This is a genomic window from Streptococcus sp. 5346 (genome assembly GCF_013277455.1).
In the GTDB taxonomy this organism is placed as follows: domain Bacteria; phylum Bacillota; class Bacilli; order Lactobacillales; family Streptococcaceae; genus Streptococcus.
Genome location: NZ_VMMY01000003.1, coordinates 1 through 19,481 on the forward strand (window position 1 = coordinate 1; position 19,481 = coordinate 19,481).

Consider the following 19,481-nt stretch of genomic DNA (forward strand, 5'->3'; position numbering starts at 1 on the left):
ACAAGTGACATCACAATTCCAGGTAAAATCTCAAGTTCAAACGGCCTACCAGAAGTTCAACCAGCACTCCCAGAATTCAACGGTGCAGTAAATGGAGAACTTCCAGATCCAGTAGAATTACCAAAAGTTAAGTTAATCATCACTAAATGGGTTGATGAACAAGGTAATGAATTGAAGCCAGCAGATGCGAAAGCTCCAGCAGTAGTAGGTGAAGCGAATGAAGCATTTGAACATGGTGAAATTGAAGGTTACGTATTTGTAAGAACAGATGTTAATGAAGAAGGTGATGTTGTAACTCATGTCTTCAGAAAAGTTACTCCAATTAAACCAGAAGGTAATGGGGAACAACAAGGTGGAGATAACACACCACAACCAACACCTGAAGTACCAACTGATAATACAGGACGTAAACCTGAAACAGAAAAACCTACTGTGCCAGATACCAAACAGGCTGAACAACCAACTCAAGCAGTTGATGCTCAGGTAGCTCCTTCTCAAAATCAAGCAGTATTGCCAAATACTGGTACGAAAGCAGATCGTGCTACAGGCGCATTAGGAGCTCTCTCTCTTCTTGGAGCATTTGGTTTGCTATTTGCTAAAAAGAAGAAAGACGATGAAGAAGAAACACGAAACAATTAAGATGAGTCATTAAATTGAACTGAGAATGAATTGTGTTAATTCTTGGAGGAAGTAACGGATAGAAATAAGTTTAAAAGCTACTTTCTATCCGTCTTTCTTTAGAGTGAATGTAAACGCTTCAAATAATGCAGAAAGATGAAATTTTGATATGCTTGAATATAGATAATGAAGAAAGCCTTAGAGCGCAATTTGGAGATAATCCTCCATTAAGTTTTAGTGATAGAAGAGTTGTGGATTTTGAAGATGATATGATTATTATCAGAGATAGTGGTTGGGAAATTTATTTAGATACAAGATTATAGGATTTATTAGTTAAGATTTCCGAGCTGATACACTAAAAGTAAAAGAGATTTTGAAAGGGAGGCACTGTGAGTATGAAAAATAATTATGATGATTATTTAAACTTAATGTTTGATAAAGGCATAATTGCAGATTTAAAAGGAAAAAATCAAGAAGAGAATCCTAGTTTGGAAAATGTTGATGAATTAGCTGATTATCTTATAAATTATGTGAAAAGGCATTATACTATCTATGAATATTATGTTTCTCCAAATATCTCCAATTTTTATAGTAAGCATAGAAAGTTTACAAGATTCATTCTTATATGTCTTTCTTTGTTTGATTCCGAAAGTAATATCAATACTCTTTTAAAAAAATATAAATTTAATAAAGATTCGATATGGGAAATCGAACATATTGTTCCTCAAAATCCGTACTTTAATAAATTCAATAAAAAAAATTCTAAGTTGAAAAATAGAATCGGTAATCTGACTTTGTTAACAGAAGAAACAAATCGAAAGATTAGTAATGGATCATTTGCTAAAAAGAAGAAAAGTTTAACTTGTGAGGAAAAATATTTAAAAATTAATGATATATTTAAAATAGATAAAGTGCATATTTCAAAAAAAGATATATGTGAGCGCGAGAAGGAAATAAATAAATCTATATATGATATCTTTATAAAAGATAGAGGAAAATTATTGCAAGATAAATTACATGAATTTATAGATTCCCAAGGATAGAATAGGTGTTAATTGGTATTAAATTGCCTATAGATTTTAACTTTTATTTTTCTTATCTTTTATAAAATCCATATGCGAATGGACAAATTACAGGAACACCAATAGGAAATAAAGGTGATTATCCTGTAACGATTAAAGTCTATGATAAGGACGGTAATGAAACGACTGAAACAGTCACAATTAAAGTCCAAGAACAAGCGGATAAATATAGTCCAACAGGAGAAGGTTTAACGGTTGATCCGAATCATGTGATTGAAGATTCAGAAGTCATTGCTAAAGTAAAAGGCAATGGACCAGGAACCGTTACAGTTGTAAGTAAACCATCAACAGCTACAAAAGGTAATGTTGGAAATGCGGTTGCTAAAGTAACTTACCCAGATGGCTCAAAAGATATCGTTCCAGTGGAAGTAACGGTTAGAGAGAAAGACACAGATATCTACACACCAGAGTACGACAAAGGAAACGGCAAACCAGGAACTAAGGTAGAAATACCAGTCACACCAGATACTAATGGAGGTTCTGTTCAAGATACACCTGCATCTTCACCAACAACTCCAGTTCCAGATGCAGTTACTCCGAATGCGGATCAGGTAGATACTAAGACTACTAATGATAATGGAGCTAAATCAAATGATTCTCAAAATGTATTGCCAAATACAGGAACAGAATCAAATGCGACTCTTGCATCTCTAGGACTTCTTGGTATGCTAGGCGGTCTCGGACTTGCTCTTGGAAAGAAAAAAGAAGACTAAAAATTTAGTCAAATGAACATTCATTCTTTTATATTGTAAAGACAAACTAGATTGATTCTGGGAATCGTGTTAGTCATAAAATAAAAAGAATGTATAGATAAAGAAAGCGAACAATGCTAGGATTTTGTTAAAGGGAATTCTAAGTATTGTTCGCTTTTGTGGTATAATAAGTACTATGCAGAAAAAACCAACGTCAGCCTATGTGCATATCCCATTTTGTACCCAGATTTGTTATTATTGTGACTTTTCAAAGGTTTTCATCAAGAATCAGCCAGTCGATAGCTATTTGGAGCATCTGTTAGAAGAGTTTCGTTCTTATGATATTCAAAAGTTGAGAACCCTCTACATCGGTGGTGGGACACCAACAGCCCTGTCAGCTCCGCAACTGGAGGTATTATTGGATGGATTGACTAAAAACTTAGACTTGTCTGCCTTGGAAGAGTTGACCATTGAAGCCAATCCGGGCGACTTGGATGCGGATAAGATAGCCGTTTTGAAAAACTCGGCTGTCAATCGTGTTTCACTAGGTGTGCAGACCTTTGACGACAAGATGCTGAAAAAGATTGGGCGCAGTCATTTGGAGAAGGATATTTATGAAAATATCGACCGTCTGAAACTGGCTGGTTTTGACAATATCTCTATCGACTTGATTTATGCATTGCCTGGTCAGACAATGGAGCAGGTCAAGGAAAATGTGGCTAAGGCCATTGGGCTGGATATTCCCCATATGAGTTTGTATAGCTTGATTTTAGAAAATCATACGGTCTTTATGAATCGTATGCGACGAGGGAAATTACCTCTGCCTAAGGAAGAACTGGAAGCTGAGATGTTTGAGTACATCATCGCAGCGCTGGAGCGAGCTGGTTTTGAACATTATGAGATTTCCAATTTCTCCAAACCCAGTTTTGAAAGTCGCCACAATCTCATGTACTGGGACAATGCTGAATACTATGGCATTGGTGCTGGGGCGTCTGGCTATGTCAATGGTATTCGCTATAAAAACCATGGTCCCATTCGTCATTATATCAGTGCAGTTGAGGAAGGCAATGCGCGCATCACAGAAGAGCACCTGAGTCAAAAAGAGCGAATGGAAGAAGAAATGTTCTTGGGGCTCCGCAAGAAATCAGGGGTCTCTATGGCGCGATTTGAAGAAAAATTTGGACGGTCTTTCGATGGACTTTATGGAGAAACTGTCAGAGACTTGGTACAACAAGGTCTCATGCAAATAGAGGGTGACCGAGTTCGCATGACAAAAAGAGGTCTCTTTTTAGGCGACACCGTAGCAGAACGATTTATTTTGGAGTAGGATGATGGGCTTAACTTATCAAATGAAAATGAAAATTCCTTTTGATATGGCTGATATGAACGGTCATATCAAGCTTCCAGATGTGATTTTACTGTCCCTGCAAGTTTCAGGGATGCAGTCGATTGAACTGGGAGTTAGTGATAAGGCTATTTTAGAAGAACATAATCTGGTCTGGATTATCACAGACTATGATATCGAGGTGGTTCGTTTGCCTCGTTTTGCGGAAGAAATCACTATCGAAACGGAAGCCCTGAGCTACAATCGACTCTTTTGCTACCGTCGCTTTACCATTTATGATGAAGCGGGGCAGGAGCTTATCCATATGATGGCGACCTTTGTTCTCATGGATCGAGACAGTCGAAAAGTCCATGCTGTTGAACCTGAGATTGTGGCTCCTTACCAGTCTGAATTTAATAAAAAGCTTATCCGCGGGCCAAAGTATGAGTCCTTGGAAGAGCCAGTCAGCAAGGATTACCATGTTCGTTTTTACGACTTGGATATGAATGGCCATGTCAATAATAGTAAATACTTGGACTGGATTTTTGAGGTCATGGGAGCGGACTTTTTGACCCAATATATTCCCAAGAAAATCAATCTCAAGTATGTCAAGGAAGTTCGACCAGGTGGGGTGATTACATCGGCTGTTGAACGGACTGGACTGAAAAGCAAGCATGAGATTACAAGCGACAGTGCTACCAATGCTCAAGCTATCATCACTTGGCAAGAAATGAAGAAGGATTAGAGAAAAATATGAAATATAAAGGCTATTTAATTGATTTAGACGGAACCATTTATAAGGGGAAAGACAGAATTCCAGCAGGAGAGGCTTTTGTTCATGAATTGCAAAAGCGAGACATCCCCTATCTCTTTGTGACCAACAATACAACCCGCACTCCAGAGAGTGTTCAGGAGATGTTGGCTCAGAATTTTAATATCGATACGCCCCTATCGACTGTCTACACAGCGACTTTGGCGACTATCGACTATATGAACGACTTGGGTCTTGAAAAGACCGTCTATGTCATCGGAGAAGCAGGGCTCAAGGAAGCCATCAAGTCAGCTGGTTATGTGGAAGACAAGGATAATCCTGCCTATGTGGTAGTAGGCCTGGACTGGCAAGTTGACTATGAAAAATTTGCGATAGCAACTCTAGCTATCCAAAAGGGTGCTCACTTTATCGGAACCAACCCTGACCTTAACATCCCGACAGAACGCGGTCTTTTGCCAGGTGCTGGTTCACTGATTACCCTTCTTGAAGTGGCAACACGAGTGAAACCTGTTTATATCGGGAAACCAAATGCCATCATTATGGACAAGGCGGTTGAGCACTTAGGCTTGGAACGTGAAGAGTTAATCATGGTCGGGGACAACTATCTGACAGATATCCGAGCAGGGATTGACAATGGCATTCCAACGCTCTTGGTGACGACAGGTTTTACCAAGGCAGAAGAAGTCGCAGACCTGCCAATCGCACCGACTCATGTGGTTTCTAGCCTTGCGGAGTGGAACTTTGATGAAAACTAAACTGACCTTTTGGAGCTCTATGCTTTTTCTCCTCTCCCTCTCAATCCTTTTGACCATTTATCTGGCTTGGATTGTTTATCCGCTGGAAATTCAGTGGCTGAATTTAACAGATCGGGTCTATTTAAAACCAGAAACCATTCAGTACAACTTTCATATCTTGATGAATTATCTGACCAATCCATTTAGTCAGGTCCTAGAGATGCCAGATTTTCGTTCGTCAGCAGCTGGTCTGCACCATTTCGCAGTGGTCAAGAATCTCTTTCATTTGGTTCAGCTAGTTGCCCTAGTTACCCTGCCAAGTTTCTATTTCTTTGTCAAAGGGATTGTGAAAAAAGACTTCTTGTCTCTATTTAGTAAAGGGCTTTTGGCTCTAGTGGTTTTGCCTTTACTGATTGGGCTTGGAGGAGTTTTGATTGGTTTTGACCAATTCTTTACTCTGTTCCATCAAATTCTCTTTGTGGGAGATGATACCTGGCTTTTTGACCCAGCCAAGGATCCTGTTATACTGATTTTGCCAGAGACCTTCTTCCTTCATGCCTTCCTCCTCTTTTTCGCCCTCTATGAAAGCTTCTTTGGCTATCTTTATCTAAAAAGTCGTAGGAAGTGAAACGAAAGATGTTTTTATTTTACATGTATAAATTAGGTGTGTGATTCGAAACTATCGTTAATACTCAATGAAAATCAAAGAGCAAACTAGGAAACTAGCCGCAGGCTGTACTTGAGTACGGCAAGGCAACGTTGACGCGGTTTGAATTTGATTTTCGAAGAGTATAAGAGTGAATTAACTAAATCTACATTGCCTCAATCGTTCGCAAACAGTCTATTTTTCTTGAAAAATAGGCTTTTTTTTCTAAAAATCCCTAGTCAAGCGCTTTATTTTTTTGTATAATAGAATTAGCAAAGTATAGATAAGAAGAGAAAAGCATGATTACACTATTTCTATCACCGAGCTGTACATCATGTCGTAAGGCTAAGGCCTGGTTAGAAAAACATAAGGTTCCCTTTGTGGAACACAATATCATGACCAGTCCTTTAACAAGAAAAGAATTGCAACACATCCTTTCCTTGACCGAAAATGGTACTGATGACATCATTTCAACTCGTTCAAAAATTTTTCAAAAATTGAATATTGATGTAGAGAGTATCTCGGTATCGGAATTGCTTCATTTAATTGAGCAGTACCCTAGTCTTTTGCGTCGTCCAATTATTATCGATGCCAAACGCATGCAGATCGGGTTTAATGAAGATGAGATTCGTGCTTTTCTCCCTCGTAGTTACCGTAAGCAAGAACTAAAAGAAGCAAGAATGAGAGCTGGTATTAGTTAATGAACAAACAGTATAGTTACCCACTAGATTTGTCGTGGAGCACTGAAGAACTTGCTTCAGTGCTTTCTTTTTTTAATGATGTTGAAGCTGCCTATGAAGGTAAGGTAGAGGCTAAAAAGTTACTGGACTCCTATAAGAGATTCAAAGCTGTCGTGCCAAGCAAGAGCGAAGAAAAACGTTTGGGACGAGAATTTGAAACGGTTAGTGGCTATTCGCTTTATCGAGCAGTTCAGGCTGCCAAGGAAAAAGGGGAAGGAAAGATTTCTCTTGGAAAGTAAATTTGAATTTGCCAAAGAGCTTGTCAAGAGAGCGGGTCAGTACATCCTTGACCATATGCAGGAAGACTTGCGTGTTGAGACCAAGTCCTCTCCAACAGACTTGGTGACCAGACTGGACAAGGAAGTTCAGGAACTATTGGTGGGTGAGATTTTGTCCCGTTATCCTGATGATAAGATTTGTGCTGAAGAAGGTTGTCTGAGAGCTTCGGTTCAAGAGGGCAAGGTTTGGGTCATTGATCCCATTGATGGTACCAATAACTTTGTAGCCCAGCAGGAAGATTTTGCTGTTATGGTGGCTTATTTTGAAAATGGTCAGGGACAGTTTGGTTTGATTTATGATGTGGTCAAAGGGGATTGTTATCACGGTGGTGGAGCCTTTCCCGTTTGTCTAAATGATAGGCCCCTAGCTCCCTTTAAACCAAAACCACTTGGAGATTTTCTCATTGCAGGCAATAGTGGCATGCTGGAAACCAACGAATGGGGGCTGGCTGATTTGAGTCGAGCGGTCCTCGGTGTTCGTGTCTATGGGAGTGCGGCCATTAGTTTTGCCAAGATTTTGTCAGGGCGTTTGTTGACCTATGTTACTTATCTGCAACCATGGGATTATGCTGCGGCTAGTATTTTAGGGGAAAGTCTGGGCTATGAGGTTGTGACTCTTTCTGGTGAAACTCCTGATTTTCAAACCAGACAGCCGGTCATGATGGTGCCTCTTGAGATGCTGGAGGAAATTCAGTCCTATATTTACGAAAGGAAAAGAACTTAAATGCAATTTCCAGAAGGATTTGTTGAAAAATATGAAAAGATACTAGGAGATGAGGCAAGAGATTTTCTTGCCTCTTTTGAGGAGGAAGCGGTTTCGGCCTTTCGGGTCAATCCTTTAAAAGAAGCGCCAGTTTCCTTTCCTGATGCCATTCCTCAAACTCCTTGGGGACATTATGGGAAGGTTTCAGGGAAATCGCCTGAGCATGCTACTGGTTTAGTTTATTCGCAAGAACCTGCTGCTCAGATGGTTGCTCAGGTAGCCCAGCCCAGTCCTGGTATGAAAGTCTTGGATTTGGCTGCTGCACCTGGTGGAAAATCAACTCAGCTGGCAGCCTATCTAGTAGGGGAGGGTCTCCTTATTTCCAATGAAATTTCAAGCAAACGGGCTAAGATTTTAGTAGAAAACATGGAGCGCTTTGGAACGACAAATGTCGTGGTGACCAATGAATCTGCTGACCGCTTGGCCAAGGTTTTTAAAGGCTATTTTGACCTCATTGTCCTTGATGCCCCGTGCTCTGGTGAAGGGATGTTCCGTAAGCAACCAGATGCTATGGACTATTGGAGCCTTGATTATCCGAGTCAATGCGCTAACTTGCAAAAAGAAATTCTGGAAGATGCAGTAACCATGCTAGCTGAAGGTGGTCGCTTGGTTTATTCAACCTGTACCTGGGCACCCGAGGAAAACGAAGAGATTGTCAAGTGGTTGCTGGAAGAGTATGATTTTGACTTGTTGCCAGTAGAGCATATCAATGGAATGGTAGCTGGTATTGACTTGCCAGAAACGGCTCGGATGTACCCTCATCATTTTAAGGGAGAGGGTCAGTTTGTCGCTCATTTACAATTTAAAGGGGAAAATCTAGCACCTAAATGTAAGGCAAGTAAGAGTAATCTCAGCCGTGAACAAGTTGCCTTGTGGCAGGAATTTGCTCAAAACCACTTGAAGATCAATCTAAGGGGGATCTTGCAGACTTTTGGTGACCAACTCTATCTCTTGCCAGAACTCTTGCCAGATTTAGGGAAGCTCAAGATTGCTCGGAATGGCCTGCATCTGGGTACCTTTAAGAAGAAACGCTTTGAGCCTAGTTTCGCTCTTGGTCTAGCCTTGAAACCGAGTCAGGTCAAGCAGTCGGTTGAAATTGACCAAGAAGCGTTTGTCAAGTATGTGGCTGGAGAAACCGTTCAGCTGGCGGACAGTCTGCCAAATGGTTGGTACCAAGTTTTAGTTCAAGGAAATGGTTTGGGCTTTGCTAAGGTGACTGGAAATGTTTTGAAAAATTATTTTCCAAAAGGCCTCAGATTCAAGTGAAAATGCTAGTCAAAGTAGCTTGTCTATGTTATAGTGGAAGTATGGATTTTTTTCAAATTGTCTTTCATTTTAAGTCAAAATTGGTGGCAAGGCAACTGAGCAAATTTCTAGTAAAACCAAGCTAATACTCTTCGAAAATCAAATTCAAACCGCGTCAACGTCGCCTTGCCGTATATATGTGACTGACTTCGTCAGTCTTATCTACAACCTCAAAGCGGTGCTTTGAGCAACCTGCAGCTAGTTTCCTAGTTTGCTCTTTGATTTTCATTGAGTATAAAAACTTTAGTTGGCTCCCAATTATCAAAAGAAAAACATAAATAAATAGTTGAAAAAATTCACAGCATTCACCATTATTTTCAAGGAGAAAAACAGTGAAAAAAAGGAAAAAACTCGCTCTATCCCTTGCGGCTCTTTTGCTGGCAGGTTCTTTGGCGGGATGTGCTAGCTGGATTGATCGTGGAGAATCCATGACAGCTGTTGGCTCAACGGCTCTTCAGCCCTTGGTCGAGGCAGCAGCAGATGAATTTGGCTCTCTGCACGTTGGAAAAACAGTCAACGTCCAAGGTGGAGGATCTGGTACAGGTCTGTCTCAGGTTCAATCTGGAGCCGTTGATGTAGGAAATTCAGACGTATTTGCCGAGGAAAAAGACGGTATCAACGCATCCGCTCTAGTAGACCACAAGGTTGCTGTAGCGGGCTTGGCAGTGATTGTAAATAAGGAAGTTGACGTTGAAAATCTGACAACTGAACAACTCCGTAGCATCTTCACAGGTCAAGTGACCAACTGGAAAGAAGTCGGTGGGAAAGACCTAGCCATTTCCATTATCAACCGCGCGGCAAGTTCTGGTTCGCGTGCAACCTTTGATAGTGTTGTTATGGATGGCCAATCTGCTATGCAGAGTCAAGAACAGGATTCAAACGGGATGGTCAAAAACATTGTTTCCCAAACACCAGGAGCCATTTCTTACCTAGCTTTTGCCTATGTGGATGACTCGGTGAAACGCATGAAGTTGAATGGCTATGAGCCGATTTCAGAAAATGTTACGACCAATAACTGGCCTTTGTGGTCTTACGAACACATGTATACCCTAGGTCAACCAAATGAATTGGTGGCAGAATTCCTTAACTTTGTCCTCTCAGATGAAGCGCAAAGTGGAATCGTTAAGGGGATGGGTTACATTTCTGTTAAGGAAATGAAGGTTGAAAAAGATGCTGTAGGAACGGTGACAGCACTAGAAGGGAGTCACTAATGAATCAAGAAGAATTAGCTAAAAAATTACTTTCTCCCTCAAAGAACTCTCGTTTAGAGAAACTTGGAAAAGGCTTGACCTTTGCCTGTCTGTCTTTGATTGTCATCATTGTGGCCATGATTTTGATTTTCGTAGCCCAAAAAGGTTTGTCGACCTTCTTTGTAAACGGGGTTAATATCTTTGATTTCCTATTTGGCCAAACTTGGAATCCTTCAGGTAAACAATTTGGTGCCCTTCCTATGATTTTGGGTTCCTTTATTGTCACAATCCTATCAGCCCTTATCGCAACTCCTTTTGCCATCGGTGCGGCAGTCTTTATGACAGAAGTATCACCAAAGGGGGCAAAAATCTTGCAACCAGCCATTGAATTGCTAGTTGGGATTCCTTCAGTCGTGTATGGATTTATCGGTTTGCAGGTCGTTGTTCCCTTTGTCCGTAGCGTCTTTGGCGGAACTGGTTTTGGGATTTTGTCAGGGATTTTCGTTCTCTTTGTCATGATTTTACCGACGGTAACCTTTATGACAACGGACAGTTTGCGTGCGGTGCCTCGTCATTACCGCGAAGCTAGTTTGGCTATGGGGGCAACTCGTTGGCAAACTATCTGGCGCGTGACCTTGAAGGCGGCGCGTTCAGGGATTTTTACAGCAGTGGTATTTGGAATGGCGCGTGCCTTTGGTGAGGCCTTGGCCATTCAGATGGTGGTTGGAAACTCAGCCGTAGTCCCAACTTCACTAACAACACCTGCTGCGACCTTGACTTCTGTGTTGACGATGGGTATCGGAAATACCGTCATGGGTACAGTTGATAATAACGTTCTCTGGTCACTGGCCTTAGTCTTGCTTTTGATGAGTTTGGCCTTCAACAGTGTGATTAAATTGATTACGAAAGAAAGAGGAAAGAAAAACTATGCACGCTAAGAAATTAGATAAAATTGCAACAGCTGTCCTCTACTCAATTGCAGGAATTATCGTTGCCATCCTGGCATCCTTGATTCTTTATATCTTGGTTCGTGGTTTGCCTCACATCTCTTGGTCTTTCTTGACTGGCAAATCCTCTTCTTACCAAGCAGGTGGAGGGATTGGAATTCAGCTCTATAATTCCTTCTTCCTTCTGGTTATTACCTTGATTATTTCTGTGCCCTTGTCTATGGGGGCTGGGATTTTCCTAGCTGAATATGCCAAGAAAGGTCCTGTGACCAATTTTGTCAGAACCTGTATTGAAATCTTGTCTTCACTGCCATCAGTGGTTGTAGGTCTCTTTGGTTACTTGATCTTTGTAGTTCAGTTTGAGTATGGATTTTCAATCATTTCAGGTGCCTTGGCCTTGACAGTCTTTAACTTGCCTCAGATGACTCGTAATGTTGAAGACAGCTTGAAACACGTTCACCATACGCAACGTGAGGCCGGCTTGGCCCTTGGAATTTCTCGTTGGGAGACAGTTGTCCATGTTGTCATTCCAGAAGCCCTACCAGGTATTGTGACTGGTGTTGTCTTGGCCTCTGGTCGAATCTTTGGTGAGGCGGCTGCTTTGATCTATACTGCAGGACAATCCGCTCCAGCCCTTGACTGGTCTAACTGGAATATTCTCAGTGTGACCAGCCCAATCTCTATCTTTCGTCAAGCAGAAACCTTGGCTGTCCACATCTGGAAAGTCAATAGTGAAGGTACTATTCCTGATGGAACTATCGTATCAGCAGGTTCTGCGGCCGTGCTCCTCATCTTTATCCTCATCTTTAACTTTGGAGCTCGCAAACTCGGAAGCTACCTACATAAGAAATTAACCGCTGCCTAAAGGAGAAGCCATGTCAAAATATAATTGGGATGAAAAGCATATCATCACCTTTCCTGAAGAGAAAGTGGCCCTCTCTACTAAGGATTTACATGTTTACTACGGTAAAAATGAATCTATCAAGGGCATCGATATGCAATTTGAAAAAAATAAAATTACAGCCTTAATTGGCCCTTCTGGTTCAGGGAAATCAACCTACCTCCGCAGTCTCAACCGTATGAATGATACTATTGATATTGCCAAGGTCACAGGTCAAATCCTCTACCAAGGGATTGATGTCAACCGTCCAGAAATCAACGTCTATGAGATGCGTAAGCACATTGGAATGGTCTTCCAACGCCCAAATCCCTTTGCCAAGTCTATCTACCGCAATATTACTTTTGCCCATGAACGTGCAGGGGTTAAGGACAAGCAAGTCTTGGATGAAATTGTAGAAACCTCTCTTCGTCAGGCTGCCCTTTGGGACCAGGTCAAAGACGATTTGCACAAGTCAGCCTTGACCCTTTCAGGTGGTCAGCAGCAACGTCTCTGTATCGCTCGTGCTATTTCTGTTAAACCAGATATCCTCTTGATGGATGAGCCAGCGTCAGCCTTGGATCCGATTGCGACTGCTCAACTTGAAGAAACCATGCTGGAGTTGAAGAAGGATTTTACCATTATCATCGTGACCCACAGTATGCAGCAGGCTGCGCGTGCTAGTGACTACACAGGATTTTTCTACTTGGGTGACTTGATTGAGTACGATAAGACCTCTAATATTTTCCAAAATGCCAAATTACAGTCAACCAATGACTATGTAACAGGACACTTTGGATAGAAAGGAAACAGTATGACAGAAGCGATTTTACAGGTGTCAGACCTGTCCGTTTACTACAATCAAAAAAAGGCCTTGAATAGTGTTTCCCTATCTTTCCAACCTAAGGAAATTACAGCCTTGATTGGTCCATCTGGATCAGGGAAATCAACCCTCCTCAAGGCTATCAACCGCATGGGGGACCTCAATCCAGAGGTAACCACAACTGGTTCGGTGGTTTACAACGGCCACAACATCTACAGTCCGCGTACAGATACAGTTGAATTGCGGAAGGAAATCGGTATGGTTTTCCAACAACCAAACCCTTTCCCTATGTCTATCTACGAAAATGTTGTTTACGGGCTTCGTATCAATGGAGTTAAGGATAAGCAGGTTCTGGATGAAGCGGTAGAAAAAGCCTTGCAACGAGCCTCTATCTGGGATGAGGTCAAGGATCGCCTGCATGATTCAGCTATCGGGCTTTCAGGTGGACAACAGCAACGTGTTTGTGTTGCTCGTGTCTTGGCAACCAGTCCTAAAATCATTCTTTTGGATGAACCGACTTCAGCCTTGGACCCTATCTCGGCTGGTAAGATTGAGGAAACCTTGTATGGCCTAAAAGATAAATACACCATGCTTTTGGTTACGCGTTCTATGCAACAAGCCTCTCGTATCTCTGACAAGACAGGATTTTTCCTAGATGGAGATTTGATTGAGTTTAACGATACCAAGAAGATGTTCCTCAACCCACAACACAAGGAAACAGAAGATTATATTTCAGGAAAATTTGGATAAGGAGATAAATGATGTTACGTTCTCAATTTGAAGAAGATTTGGAGAAATTGCACAACCAGTTCTACGCTATGGGACAAGAAGTGCTATCCCAAATCAATCGTACGGTACGTGCCTTTGTTACGCACGACCGTGATTTGGCCAAAGAAGTCATCGAAGACGATGCAGAAGTAAATGAATACGAAGTGAAATTGGAGAAAAAATCATTTGAAATGATTGCCCTTCAACAACCCGTTTCTCAAGATTTGCGTACAGTTCTAACAGTCTTAAAAGCCGTATCTGACTTGGAACGTATGGGTGACCATGCCGTTTCCATTGCAAAAGCAGCAATTCGTATGAAGGGGGAGCAACGTATCCCAGCTGTTGAAGAAGAAATCAAGAGAATGGGTCGCGATGTCAAGAACTTCGTCGAAGCAGCCCTTGAACTCTATCTGAATGGTTCAGTGGATCAGGCATATGAAGTAGCAGCCATGGATGAAAAAATCAACCATTATTTTGATAGCATTCGTGACTTGGCTACAGAAGAAATCAAGAAAAATCCTGATGCCATTGTTACAGGTCGTGATTACTTCCAAGTGATTGCCTTCTTGGAACGCATTGGAGACTATGCCAAGAATATCTGTGAATGGGTTGTTTACTTTGAAACAGGTAAGATTGTCGAACTATAAAATAGGTTCATTCTGTATAAAAAGGAGCTGTAAATCAACTGATAGCTCCTTTTCTTGAATGAAAAAAATATTTTTAAGATAAAAATTCAAAAAACACTTGACAAGTAACTTGGATAGCGTTATAATTATACAAAATTAACAGAGAGGTTGTTTATTTATGAAATCAAAAAAATGGATATTTGTTTTATGTAGTTTTCTTGCAAGTTTCTTCTTGGTAGCTTGCCAGTCGGGTTCGAATGGTTCTCAGTCAGCTGTTGAGGCCATTAAGCAAAAGGGGAAATTAGTTGTGGCGACCAGTCCTGACTATGCACCCTTTGAGTTCCAATCATTGGTTGACGGAAAAAATCAGGTTGTCGGTGCGGACATTGATATGGCTCAAGCTATTGCTGATGAACTTGGGGTGAAATTGGAAATCTCAAGCATGAGTTTTGACAATGTTTTGACCAGTCTTCAAACAGGTAAGGCTGACCTAGCAGTTGCGGGAATTAGCGCTACTGACGAGAGAAAAGAAGTCTTTGATTTTTCAATCCCCTACTATGAAAACAAGATTAGTTTCTTGGTTCGTAAGGCTGATGTAGAAAAATACAAGGATTTAACTAGCCTTGAAAGTGCTAATATTGCAGCCCAAAAAGGGACTGTTCCAGAATCAATGGTCAAGGAACAATTGCCAAAAGCTCAATTAACTTCCCTAACCAATATGGGTGAAGCAGTTAATGAATTGCAGGCTGGAAAAGTAGATGCTGTTCACATGGATGAGCCTGTTGCGCTTAGCTATGCTGCTAAAAATGCAGACCTAGCTGTCGCAACTGTCAGCTTGAAAATGAAGGATGGCGAAGCTAATGCAGTTGCCCTTAGAAAAAATAGTGCAGATTTGAAAGAAGTGGTGGACAAGGTCATCCAAAAACTCAAGGATGACGGCACCTACCAAAAATATCTTGAAAAAGCAGCAAGCCTAACAGAAGTTGAAGAATAATACTCAATGAAAATCAAAGAGCAAACTAGGAAGCTAGCCGCAGGTTGCTCAAAGCCCTGCTTTGAGGTTGTAGATAAGACTGACGAAGTCAGTTACATATATCTACGGTAAGTCGACGCTGACGTGGTTTGAAGAGATTTTCGAAGAGTATAAGAAAAAAGCAGAGTTGGAAGTCAGTCCAATTCTGCTTTTAAATAGTCTAAAACATTTTCAAGATTATCTAAGGACACCTTGGCAAATTGATAAGGGCAGGCACCCAAGTAAGCCTCTTCAAAGAAATCCAAGCCCAGTTGGCTGTGCTTGAGACTGGCAATTTTAGGGTACTGTATGAGATCAAGTAATAAACCATCGTGTAGGGGATAATGAGGAAGGGGACAAGGAGTGTTAGCTAGTCTTTCCTCGATTTGTTTTTGGTAGTCTTCCTGATTGGACAAGCGAGCTAGCCGGTTTTTCTCAAATAATTGACTGTCAATATAGAGTGACAGGGCCTTTTGCATGATGAGGTTGCTGTCGTAGTCTAGGATATTTTTGTAGGCCACAAAGGCTTCTTTGATAGCATTTGGAAGGATGAGTGCCGTAATTCGCAGGGCTGGAAAGAGGCTGGTTGAGAAGGACTTGATGTAAATGACCCGCTCCTCTGTATCTAGATAGTGGAAGGTCTGGCCCTTCTTGGAGTCCAAATCCCCCAGATAATCGTCTTCGACGATATAGACACCATACTTGGCAGCTAAGTCAAGAATAGCCCGTTTGTCCTGCTCTGAATAGGAATGCCCCAGAGGATAGTGAAAACGAGGAATGGTATAGAAAAACTTAATTTTTCCTGTTTTGAAGTGGCTTTCCAGTTCCTCCAAGTCAATTCCATCAATGCCTCGTTCAATCGTTTGATAGTCCAGACCCTGAGCAATCAAGAGGCGATTCATCCGATGGTAGGTCGGTTGTTCCACCAAGATTTCCTTGGCTTGGCTAGGGAAGGAAATTTGAGAGAGAATAAAAAGGGCTTGTTGGGTTCCAGAAGTCAGTACCAGTTGGTCAGCTTTGCAATAGAGAGCTTGATCAAAGAGGAGTTTATGAATGGATTGTCTTAAGTCTTCTAAACCTTCTTGGTTGTCATAGTAGTTGAAGAGGTAGTTTTCCCGGCCAATTAAGGTTTCATTGACACAGAGTCGGAAATCGTCATAGGCACTGGCATGTTCGTCAGTGACTTCGATTTCTAGATCCTGGTGTTGCCCTTGTTCTAGGACATAGTAACCACTCTGGGGCTTGGCATATAGGTATTGTTCGTGCCGTAATTCCAGCAGGGCGCGTTGAATAGTGTCCTTGCTGCAGTGAAAGTCAAGGCTCAGTTGACGGATAGAAGGCAGGCGACTTCCCGTTGGAAAGCGTCCAGACTCGATACCGTTTTTCAGATAGGAAACGACCTCTTGGTACTTGCTTTGTCTCTTCATTCCAGACCTCCCTTGATTTTGTTACATTGTACCCTTTTTTTTCCTTCTTGGCAATGTCTAGGGTGTTTCTCTCGTTCACATCTAGGGGCAAATGTGGTATACTTAGGAGTAAGATTTATAGAATAATACTCTTCGAAAATCTCTTCAAACCACGTCAGCTTCGCCTTGCCGTAGATATGGTTACTGACTTCGTCAGTTCTATCCACAACCTCAAAACAGTGTTTTGAGCTGACTTCGTCAGTCTTATCTATCTACAACCTCAAAGCAGTGCTTTGAGCAACCTGCGGCTCGCTTCCTAGTTTGCTTTTTGATTTTCATTGAGTATAACAGATAAGAAAGTGAATGGATAAGAACGTGCAGGAACCAGTGAAATTATTTCAATACAATACCCTTGGAGCCTTGATGGCTGGCCTTTATGGTGGTACTATGACAGTAGGAGAATTGCTAGAACATGGTGACCTTGGTTTGGGAACCTTGGATTCTATTGATGGAGAATTGATTGTCTTAGATGGCAAGGCCTATCAGGCCAAAGGCTCAGGAGAACAACCAGAAATTGTAGAAGTATCACCAGATGCCCTTATTCCTTATGCAGCAGTAGTACCACATCAGGCAGAGGTTATTTTCCGCCAGCGCTTTGAGATGACGGACAAGGAATTGGAAGAACGAATCGAGTCTTATTATGATGGGGAAAATCTTTTCCGCTCGATCAAGATTCGTGGGGAATTTTCGCATATGCATGTGCGCATGATTCCTAAGTCGACACCAGATACCAAGTTTGCTGAGGTCGCAACCCACCAACCTGAATATAGTCGTGACAATGTAGCAGGAACCATTGTTGGTTTCTGGACGCCAGAGATTTTCCATGGGGTTAGTGTGGCAGGCTACCATCTGCACTTCATCTCAGATGATTTGACCTTCGGTGGTCATGTCATGGACTTTGTCATCAAGGAAGGCATTATCGAGGTGGGAGCTGTTGACCAATTGGATCAACGTTTCCCAGTCCAAGACCGTCAATACTTGTTTGCTAAGTTCAATGTTGACGAGATGAAAAAAGATATTGAAAAGGCGGAATAGGAGAAGAAAATGACCATTCATATTATCATTACCATGGTGCTGTTGCTGGCTTTCTTGATAGGGAGCATTTGGTATGCCAAAAAGAAATACCAGATTAATCTAGCTGTCTTGGGCTTGGGGGCTGTTGCCTTCTTTGTCTCTTCACAGATTTTGGAAAAACTGGTGCATATCTTAGTTTTGCATCCTCAAAAAGACGGTAGTATTGCCCTCTTGCAAGAACAACCGCTTGTTTATATCATCTATGGCCTAGCCATGGCAGCATTTTTTGAGGAAACTGCTCGTCTTGTTTTCTTCAAATGGTTGGAGAAAAAGAGAAGTTTGGAAAAGGCAGATGCCTTGGCCTATGGACTGGGGCATGGTGGCTTGGAATTGATTTTCCTAGGCCTTGCTAGTTTGATTAATCTCTACATCGTTCTCTCAGCAGTTCAAACTCAGAATCCACAGGTTATGCAATTGCTGTCTGAAAATATGTTGAAAACTATTCAGTCGCTATCAGTCTGGCAGATTTATTTACTTGGTTTTGAGCGAATCTTGGCGCTAGGTTTCCAATTACTCTTGACTGTTTGGGTTTACCAAGCTGTTCGCCAGAAGAAATGGATTTATCTCCTAGCAGCCTATGGCCTACATGCCTTCTTTGACTTAGCACCATCTCTAGTCCAAGTTGGCTGGCTGACCAATCCAGTCTTGGTGGAAGTTGTCCTAGCATTAGAGCTCGTTCTGGTTGCCTATGGAACAAAGGCAATCTTTTGCAAAAAATCATAAGAAGAGGGGGAAACCTCTTTTTCTTATGCAAAATCCAAACAAGGTCTTTTTATGGTCGTCAAATGTCTCTAAAAATGGTATAATGGAATGAATTTTGTAAAAGGAAGAGTGACATGTCTGTAAGAGAAAAAATGCTTGAAATCTTAGAAGGGATTGATATCCGTTTCAAGGAACCCTTGCATAGCTATAGTTATACAAAAGTAGGTGGAGAGGCCGATTATTTGGTCTTTCCACGAAATCGTTTTGAGTTGGCGCGCATTGTTAAATTTGCCAATCAAGAAAATATCCCTTGGATGGTTCTTGGGAATGCTAGCAACATCATTGTTCGTGACGGTGGGATTCGTGGATTTGTCATCTTGTGTGACAAGCTCAATAACGTTTCCGTTGATGGCTATACTATCGAAGCTGAAGCTGGTGCTAACTTGATTGAAACAACTCGCATTGCCCTCCGTCATAGTTTGACTGGCTTTGAGTTTGCTTGTGGCATTCCTGGAAGTGTCGGTGGTGCTGTCTTTATGAATGCGGGTGCCTATGGTGGCGAGATTGCTCACATCTTGCAGTCTTGTAAGGTCTTGACTAAGGATGGAGAAATCGAGACCCTGTCTGCCAAAGATTTGGCTTTTGGGTACCGCCATTCAGCTATTCAGGAGTCTGGTGCAGTTGTCTTGTCAGCTAAATTTGCCCTAGCCCCAGGAACCCATCAGGTTATCAAGCAGGAAATGGGCCGCTTGACGCACCTGCGTGAACTCAAGCAACCTTTGGAATATCCATCTTGTGGTTCGGTCTTTAAGCGTCCAGTCGGGCATTTTGCAGGTCAGTTAATTTCAGAAGCTGGCTTGAAAGGCTATCGTATCGGTGGCGTAGAAGTGTCTGAAAAGCACGCAGGATTTATGATCAATGTTGCTGACGGAACGGCCAAAGACTACGAAGACTTGATTGAGTCTGTTATCGAAAAAGTCAAGGAACACTCTGGCGTTACTCTTGAGAGAGAAGTCCGTATTTTAGGTGAAAGCAAGTAGGA

Annotated in this window: 23 protein-coding genes; 22 read left to right on the forward strand and 1 reads right to left on the reverse strand. The window is 41.8% G+C overall.

Annotated elements, in window-relative coordinates:
• The 19 genes from HT732_RS02690 to HT732_RS02780 form a co-directional block, all read left to right on the forward strand.
• Positions 1 to 639, forward strand: a 639-nt coding sequence (locus tag HT732_RS02690; RefSeq protein WP_173253862.1) for an LPXTG cell wall anchor domain-containing protein, incomplete at its 5' end; no start/stop codon positions are given.
• A gap of 125 nt (positions 640 to 764) precedes the next feature.
• Positions 765 to 941, forward strand: coding sequence for a hypothetical protein (locus tag HT732_RS02695; protein WP_173253863.1), 177 nt, complete (start codon positions 765 to 767; stop codon positions 939 to 941).
• A gap of 72 nt (positions 942 to 1,013) precedes the next feature.
• On the forward strand, positions 1,014 to 1,661 hold the full coding sequence (locus HT732_RS02700; protein WP_173253864.1) for an HNH endonuclease family protein: 648 nt from the start codon (positions 1,014 to 1,016) through the stop codon (positions 1,659 to 1,661).
• Positions 1,662 to 1,840: 179 nt separating this feature from the next.
• A complete protein-coding gene (locus tag HT732_RS10465) occupies positions 1,841 to 2,413 on the forward strand; it encodes a Rib/alpha-like domain-containing protein (RefSeq protein ID WP_345890503.1) in 573 nt (190 codons plus the stop codon).
• Positions 2,414 to 2,588: 175 nt separating this feature from the next.
• Positions 2,589 to 3,719, forward strand: coding sequence for a radical SAM family heme chaperone HemW (gene hemW / locus HT732_RS02710; protein WP_173253865.1), 1,131 nt, complete (start codon positions 2,589 to 2,591; stop codon positions 3,717 to 3,719).
• Positions 3,720 to 3,723: 4 nt separating this feature from the next.
• On the forward strand, positions 3,724 to 4,461 hold the full coding sequence (locus HT732_RS02715; RefSeq protein WP_173253866.1) for an acyl-[acyl-carrier-protein] thioesterase: 738 nt from the start codon (positions 3,724 to 3,726) through the stop codon (positions 4,459 to 4,461).
• Positions 4,462 to 4,469: 8 nt separating this feature from the next.
• Complete coding sequence (locus tag HT732_RS02720; protein ID WP_173253867.1) at positions 4,470 to 5,243, forward strand: TIGR01457 family HAD-type hydrolase; 774 nt, start codon at positions 4,470 to 4,472, stop codon at positions 5,241 to 5,243.
• Positions 5,233 to 5,850, forward strand: a complete 618-nt coding sequence (locus HT732_RS02725) for a TIGR01906 family membrane protein (RefSeq protein ID WP_173253868.1) — start codon at positions 5,233 to 5,235, stop codon at positions 5,848 to 5,850. The genes HT732_RS02720 and HT732_RS02725 overlap by 11 nt, the downstream gene beginning before the upstream one ends.
• A gap of 317 nt (positions 5,851 to 6,167) precedes the next feature.
• Positions 6,168 to 6,569: a Spx/MgsR family RNA polymerase-binding regulatory protein gene (locus tag HT732_RS02730; RefSeq protein WP_000631259.1), complete on the forward strand. Its 402-nt coding sequence runs from the start codon at positions 6,168 to 6,170 to the stop codon at positions 6,567 to 6,569.
• Positions 6,569 to 6,847 carry a UPF0223 family protein gene (locus tag HT732_RS02735; RefSeq protein WP_023936063.1) on the forward strand — a complete coding sequence of 93 codons (279 nt, stop codon included), beginning with the start codon at positions 6,569 to 6,571 and terminating at the stop codon, positions 6,845 to 6,847. The genes HT732_RS02730 and HT732_RS02735 overlap by 1 nt, the downstream gene beginning before the upstream one ends.
• A complete protein-coding gene (locus HT732_RS02740) occupies positions 6,837 to 7,610 on the forward strand; it encodes an inositol monophosphatase family protein (protein ID WP_173253869.1) in 774 nt (257 codons plus the stop codon). The genes HT732_RS02735 and HT732_RS02740 overlap by 11 nt, the downstream gene beginning before the upstream one ends.
• Positions 7,611 to 8,915: an RsmF rRNA methyltransferase first C-terminal domain-containing protein gene (locus tag HT732_RS02745; protein WP_173253870.1), complete on the forward strand. Its 1,305-nt coding sequence runs from the start codon at positions 7,611 to 7,613 to the stop codon at positions 8,913 to 8,915.
• A 371-nt stretch (positions 8,916 to 9,286) separates the two neighbouring features.
• Positions 9,287 to 10,165: a phosphate ABC transporter substrate-binding protein PstS gene (locus tag HT732_RS02750; protein WP_173228987.1), complete on the forward strand. Its 879-nt coding sequence runs from the start codon at positions 9,287 to 9,289 to the stop codon at positions 10,163 to 10,165.
• Positions 10,165 to 11,082, forward strand: a complete 918-nt coding sequence (gene pstC / locus HT732_RS02755) for a phosphate ABC transporter permease subunit PstC (protein WP_049495124.1) — start codon at positions 10,165 to 10,167, stop codon at positions 11,080 to 11,082. Before HT732_RS02750 ends, pstC begins: the two co-directional genes overlap by 1 nt.
• Positions 11,072 to 11,956 carry a phosphate ABC transporter permease PstA gene (pstA, locus tag HT732_RS02760; protein ID WP_000543046.1) on the forward strand — a complete coding sequence of 295 codons (885 nt, stop codon included), beginning with the start codon at positions 11,072 to 11,074 and terminating at the stop codon, positions 11,954 to 11,956. Before pstC ends, pstA begins: the two co-directional genes overlap by 11 nt.
• Before the next feature lie 10 nt (positions 11,957 to 11,966).
• The gene (gene pstB, locus HT732_RS02765; protein ID WP_000049848.1) at positions 11,967 to 12,770 is read left to right on the forward strand and encodes a phosphate ABC transporter ATP-binding protein PstB; all 804 of its coding nucleotides are present in this window, start codon (positions 11,967 to 11,969) and stop codon (positions 12,768 to 12,770) included.
• 12 nt (positions 12,771 to 12,782) lie between these two features.
• A complete protein-coding gene (gene pstB, locus HT732_RS02770; RefSeq protein ID WP_000133484.1) occupies positions 12,783 to 13,541 on the forward strand; it encodes a phosphate ABC transporter ATP-binding protein PstB in 759 nt (252 codons plus the stop codon).
• Between the two features lie 11 nt (positions 13,542 to 13,552).
• Positions 13,553 to 14,206: a phosphate signaling complex protein PhoU gene (gene phoU, locus HT732_RS02775; protein ID WP_000946458.1), complete on the forward strand. Its 654-nt coding sequence runs from the start codon at positions 13,553 to 13,555 to the stop codon at positions 14,204 to 14,206.
• A 157-nt stretch (positions 14,207 to 14,363) separates the two neighbouring features.
• Positions 14,364 to 15,179: an ABC transporter substrate-binding protein gene (locus HT732_RS02780; RefSeq protein WP_173253871.1), complete on the forward strand. Its 816-nt coding sequence runs from the start codon at positions 14,364 to 14,366 to the stop codon at positions 15,177 to 15,179.
• 173 nt (positions 15,180 to 15,352) lie between these two features.
• Here the strand turns inward: HT732_RS02780 and HT732_RS02785 are convergent, their stop codons facing one another.
• Entirely contained in the window at positions 15,353 to 16,624 is a 1,272-nt protein-coding gene (locus HT732_RS02785) for a PLP-dependent aminotransferase family protein (protein ID WP_173253872.1), read from the reverse strand.
• Between the two features lie 342 nt (positions 16,625 to 16,966).
• On the opposite strand from HT732_RS02785, the gene budA reads away from it, so the two are divergent.
• The 3 genes from budA to murB all read left to right on the forward strand — a co-directional run bounded on the left by budA (position 16,967) and on the right by murB (position 19,479).
• On the forward strand, positions 16,967 to 17,698 hold the full coding sequence (gene budA / locus HT732_RS02790; protein ID WP_000360314.1) for an acetolactate decarboxylase: 732 nt from the start codon (positions 16,967 to 16,969) through the stop codon (positions 17,696 to 17,698).
• A gap of 9 nt (positions 17,699 to 17,707) precedes the next feature.
• Positions 17,708 to 18,460: a YhfC family glutamic-type intramembrane protease gene (locus HT732_RS02795; RefSeq protein WP_173253873.1), complete on the forward strand. Its 753-nt coding sequence runs from the start codon at positions 17,708 to 17,710 to the stop codon at positions 18,458 to 18,460.
• Between the two features lie 113 nt (positions 18,461 to 18,573).
• A complete protein-coding gene (gene murB / locus HT732_RS02800; protein ID WP_173253874.1) occupies positions 18,574 to 19,479 on the forward strand; it encodes a UDP-N-acetylmuramate dehydrogenase in 906 nt (301 codons plus the stop codon).
• Positions 19,480 to 19,481 lie beyond the last annotated feature (2 nt).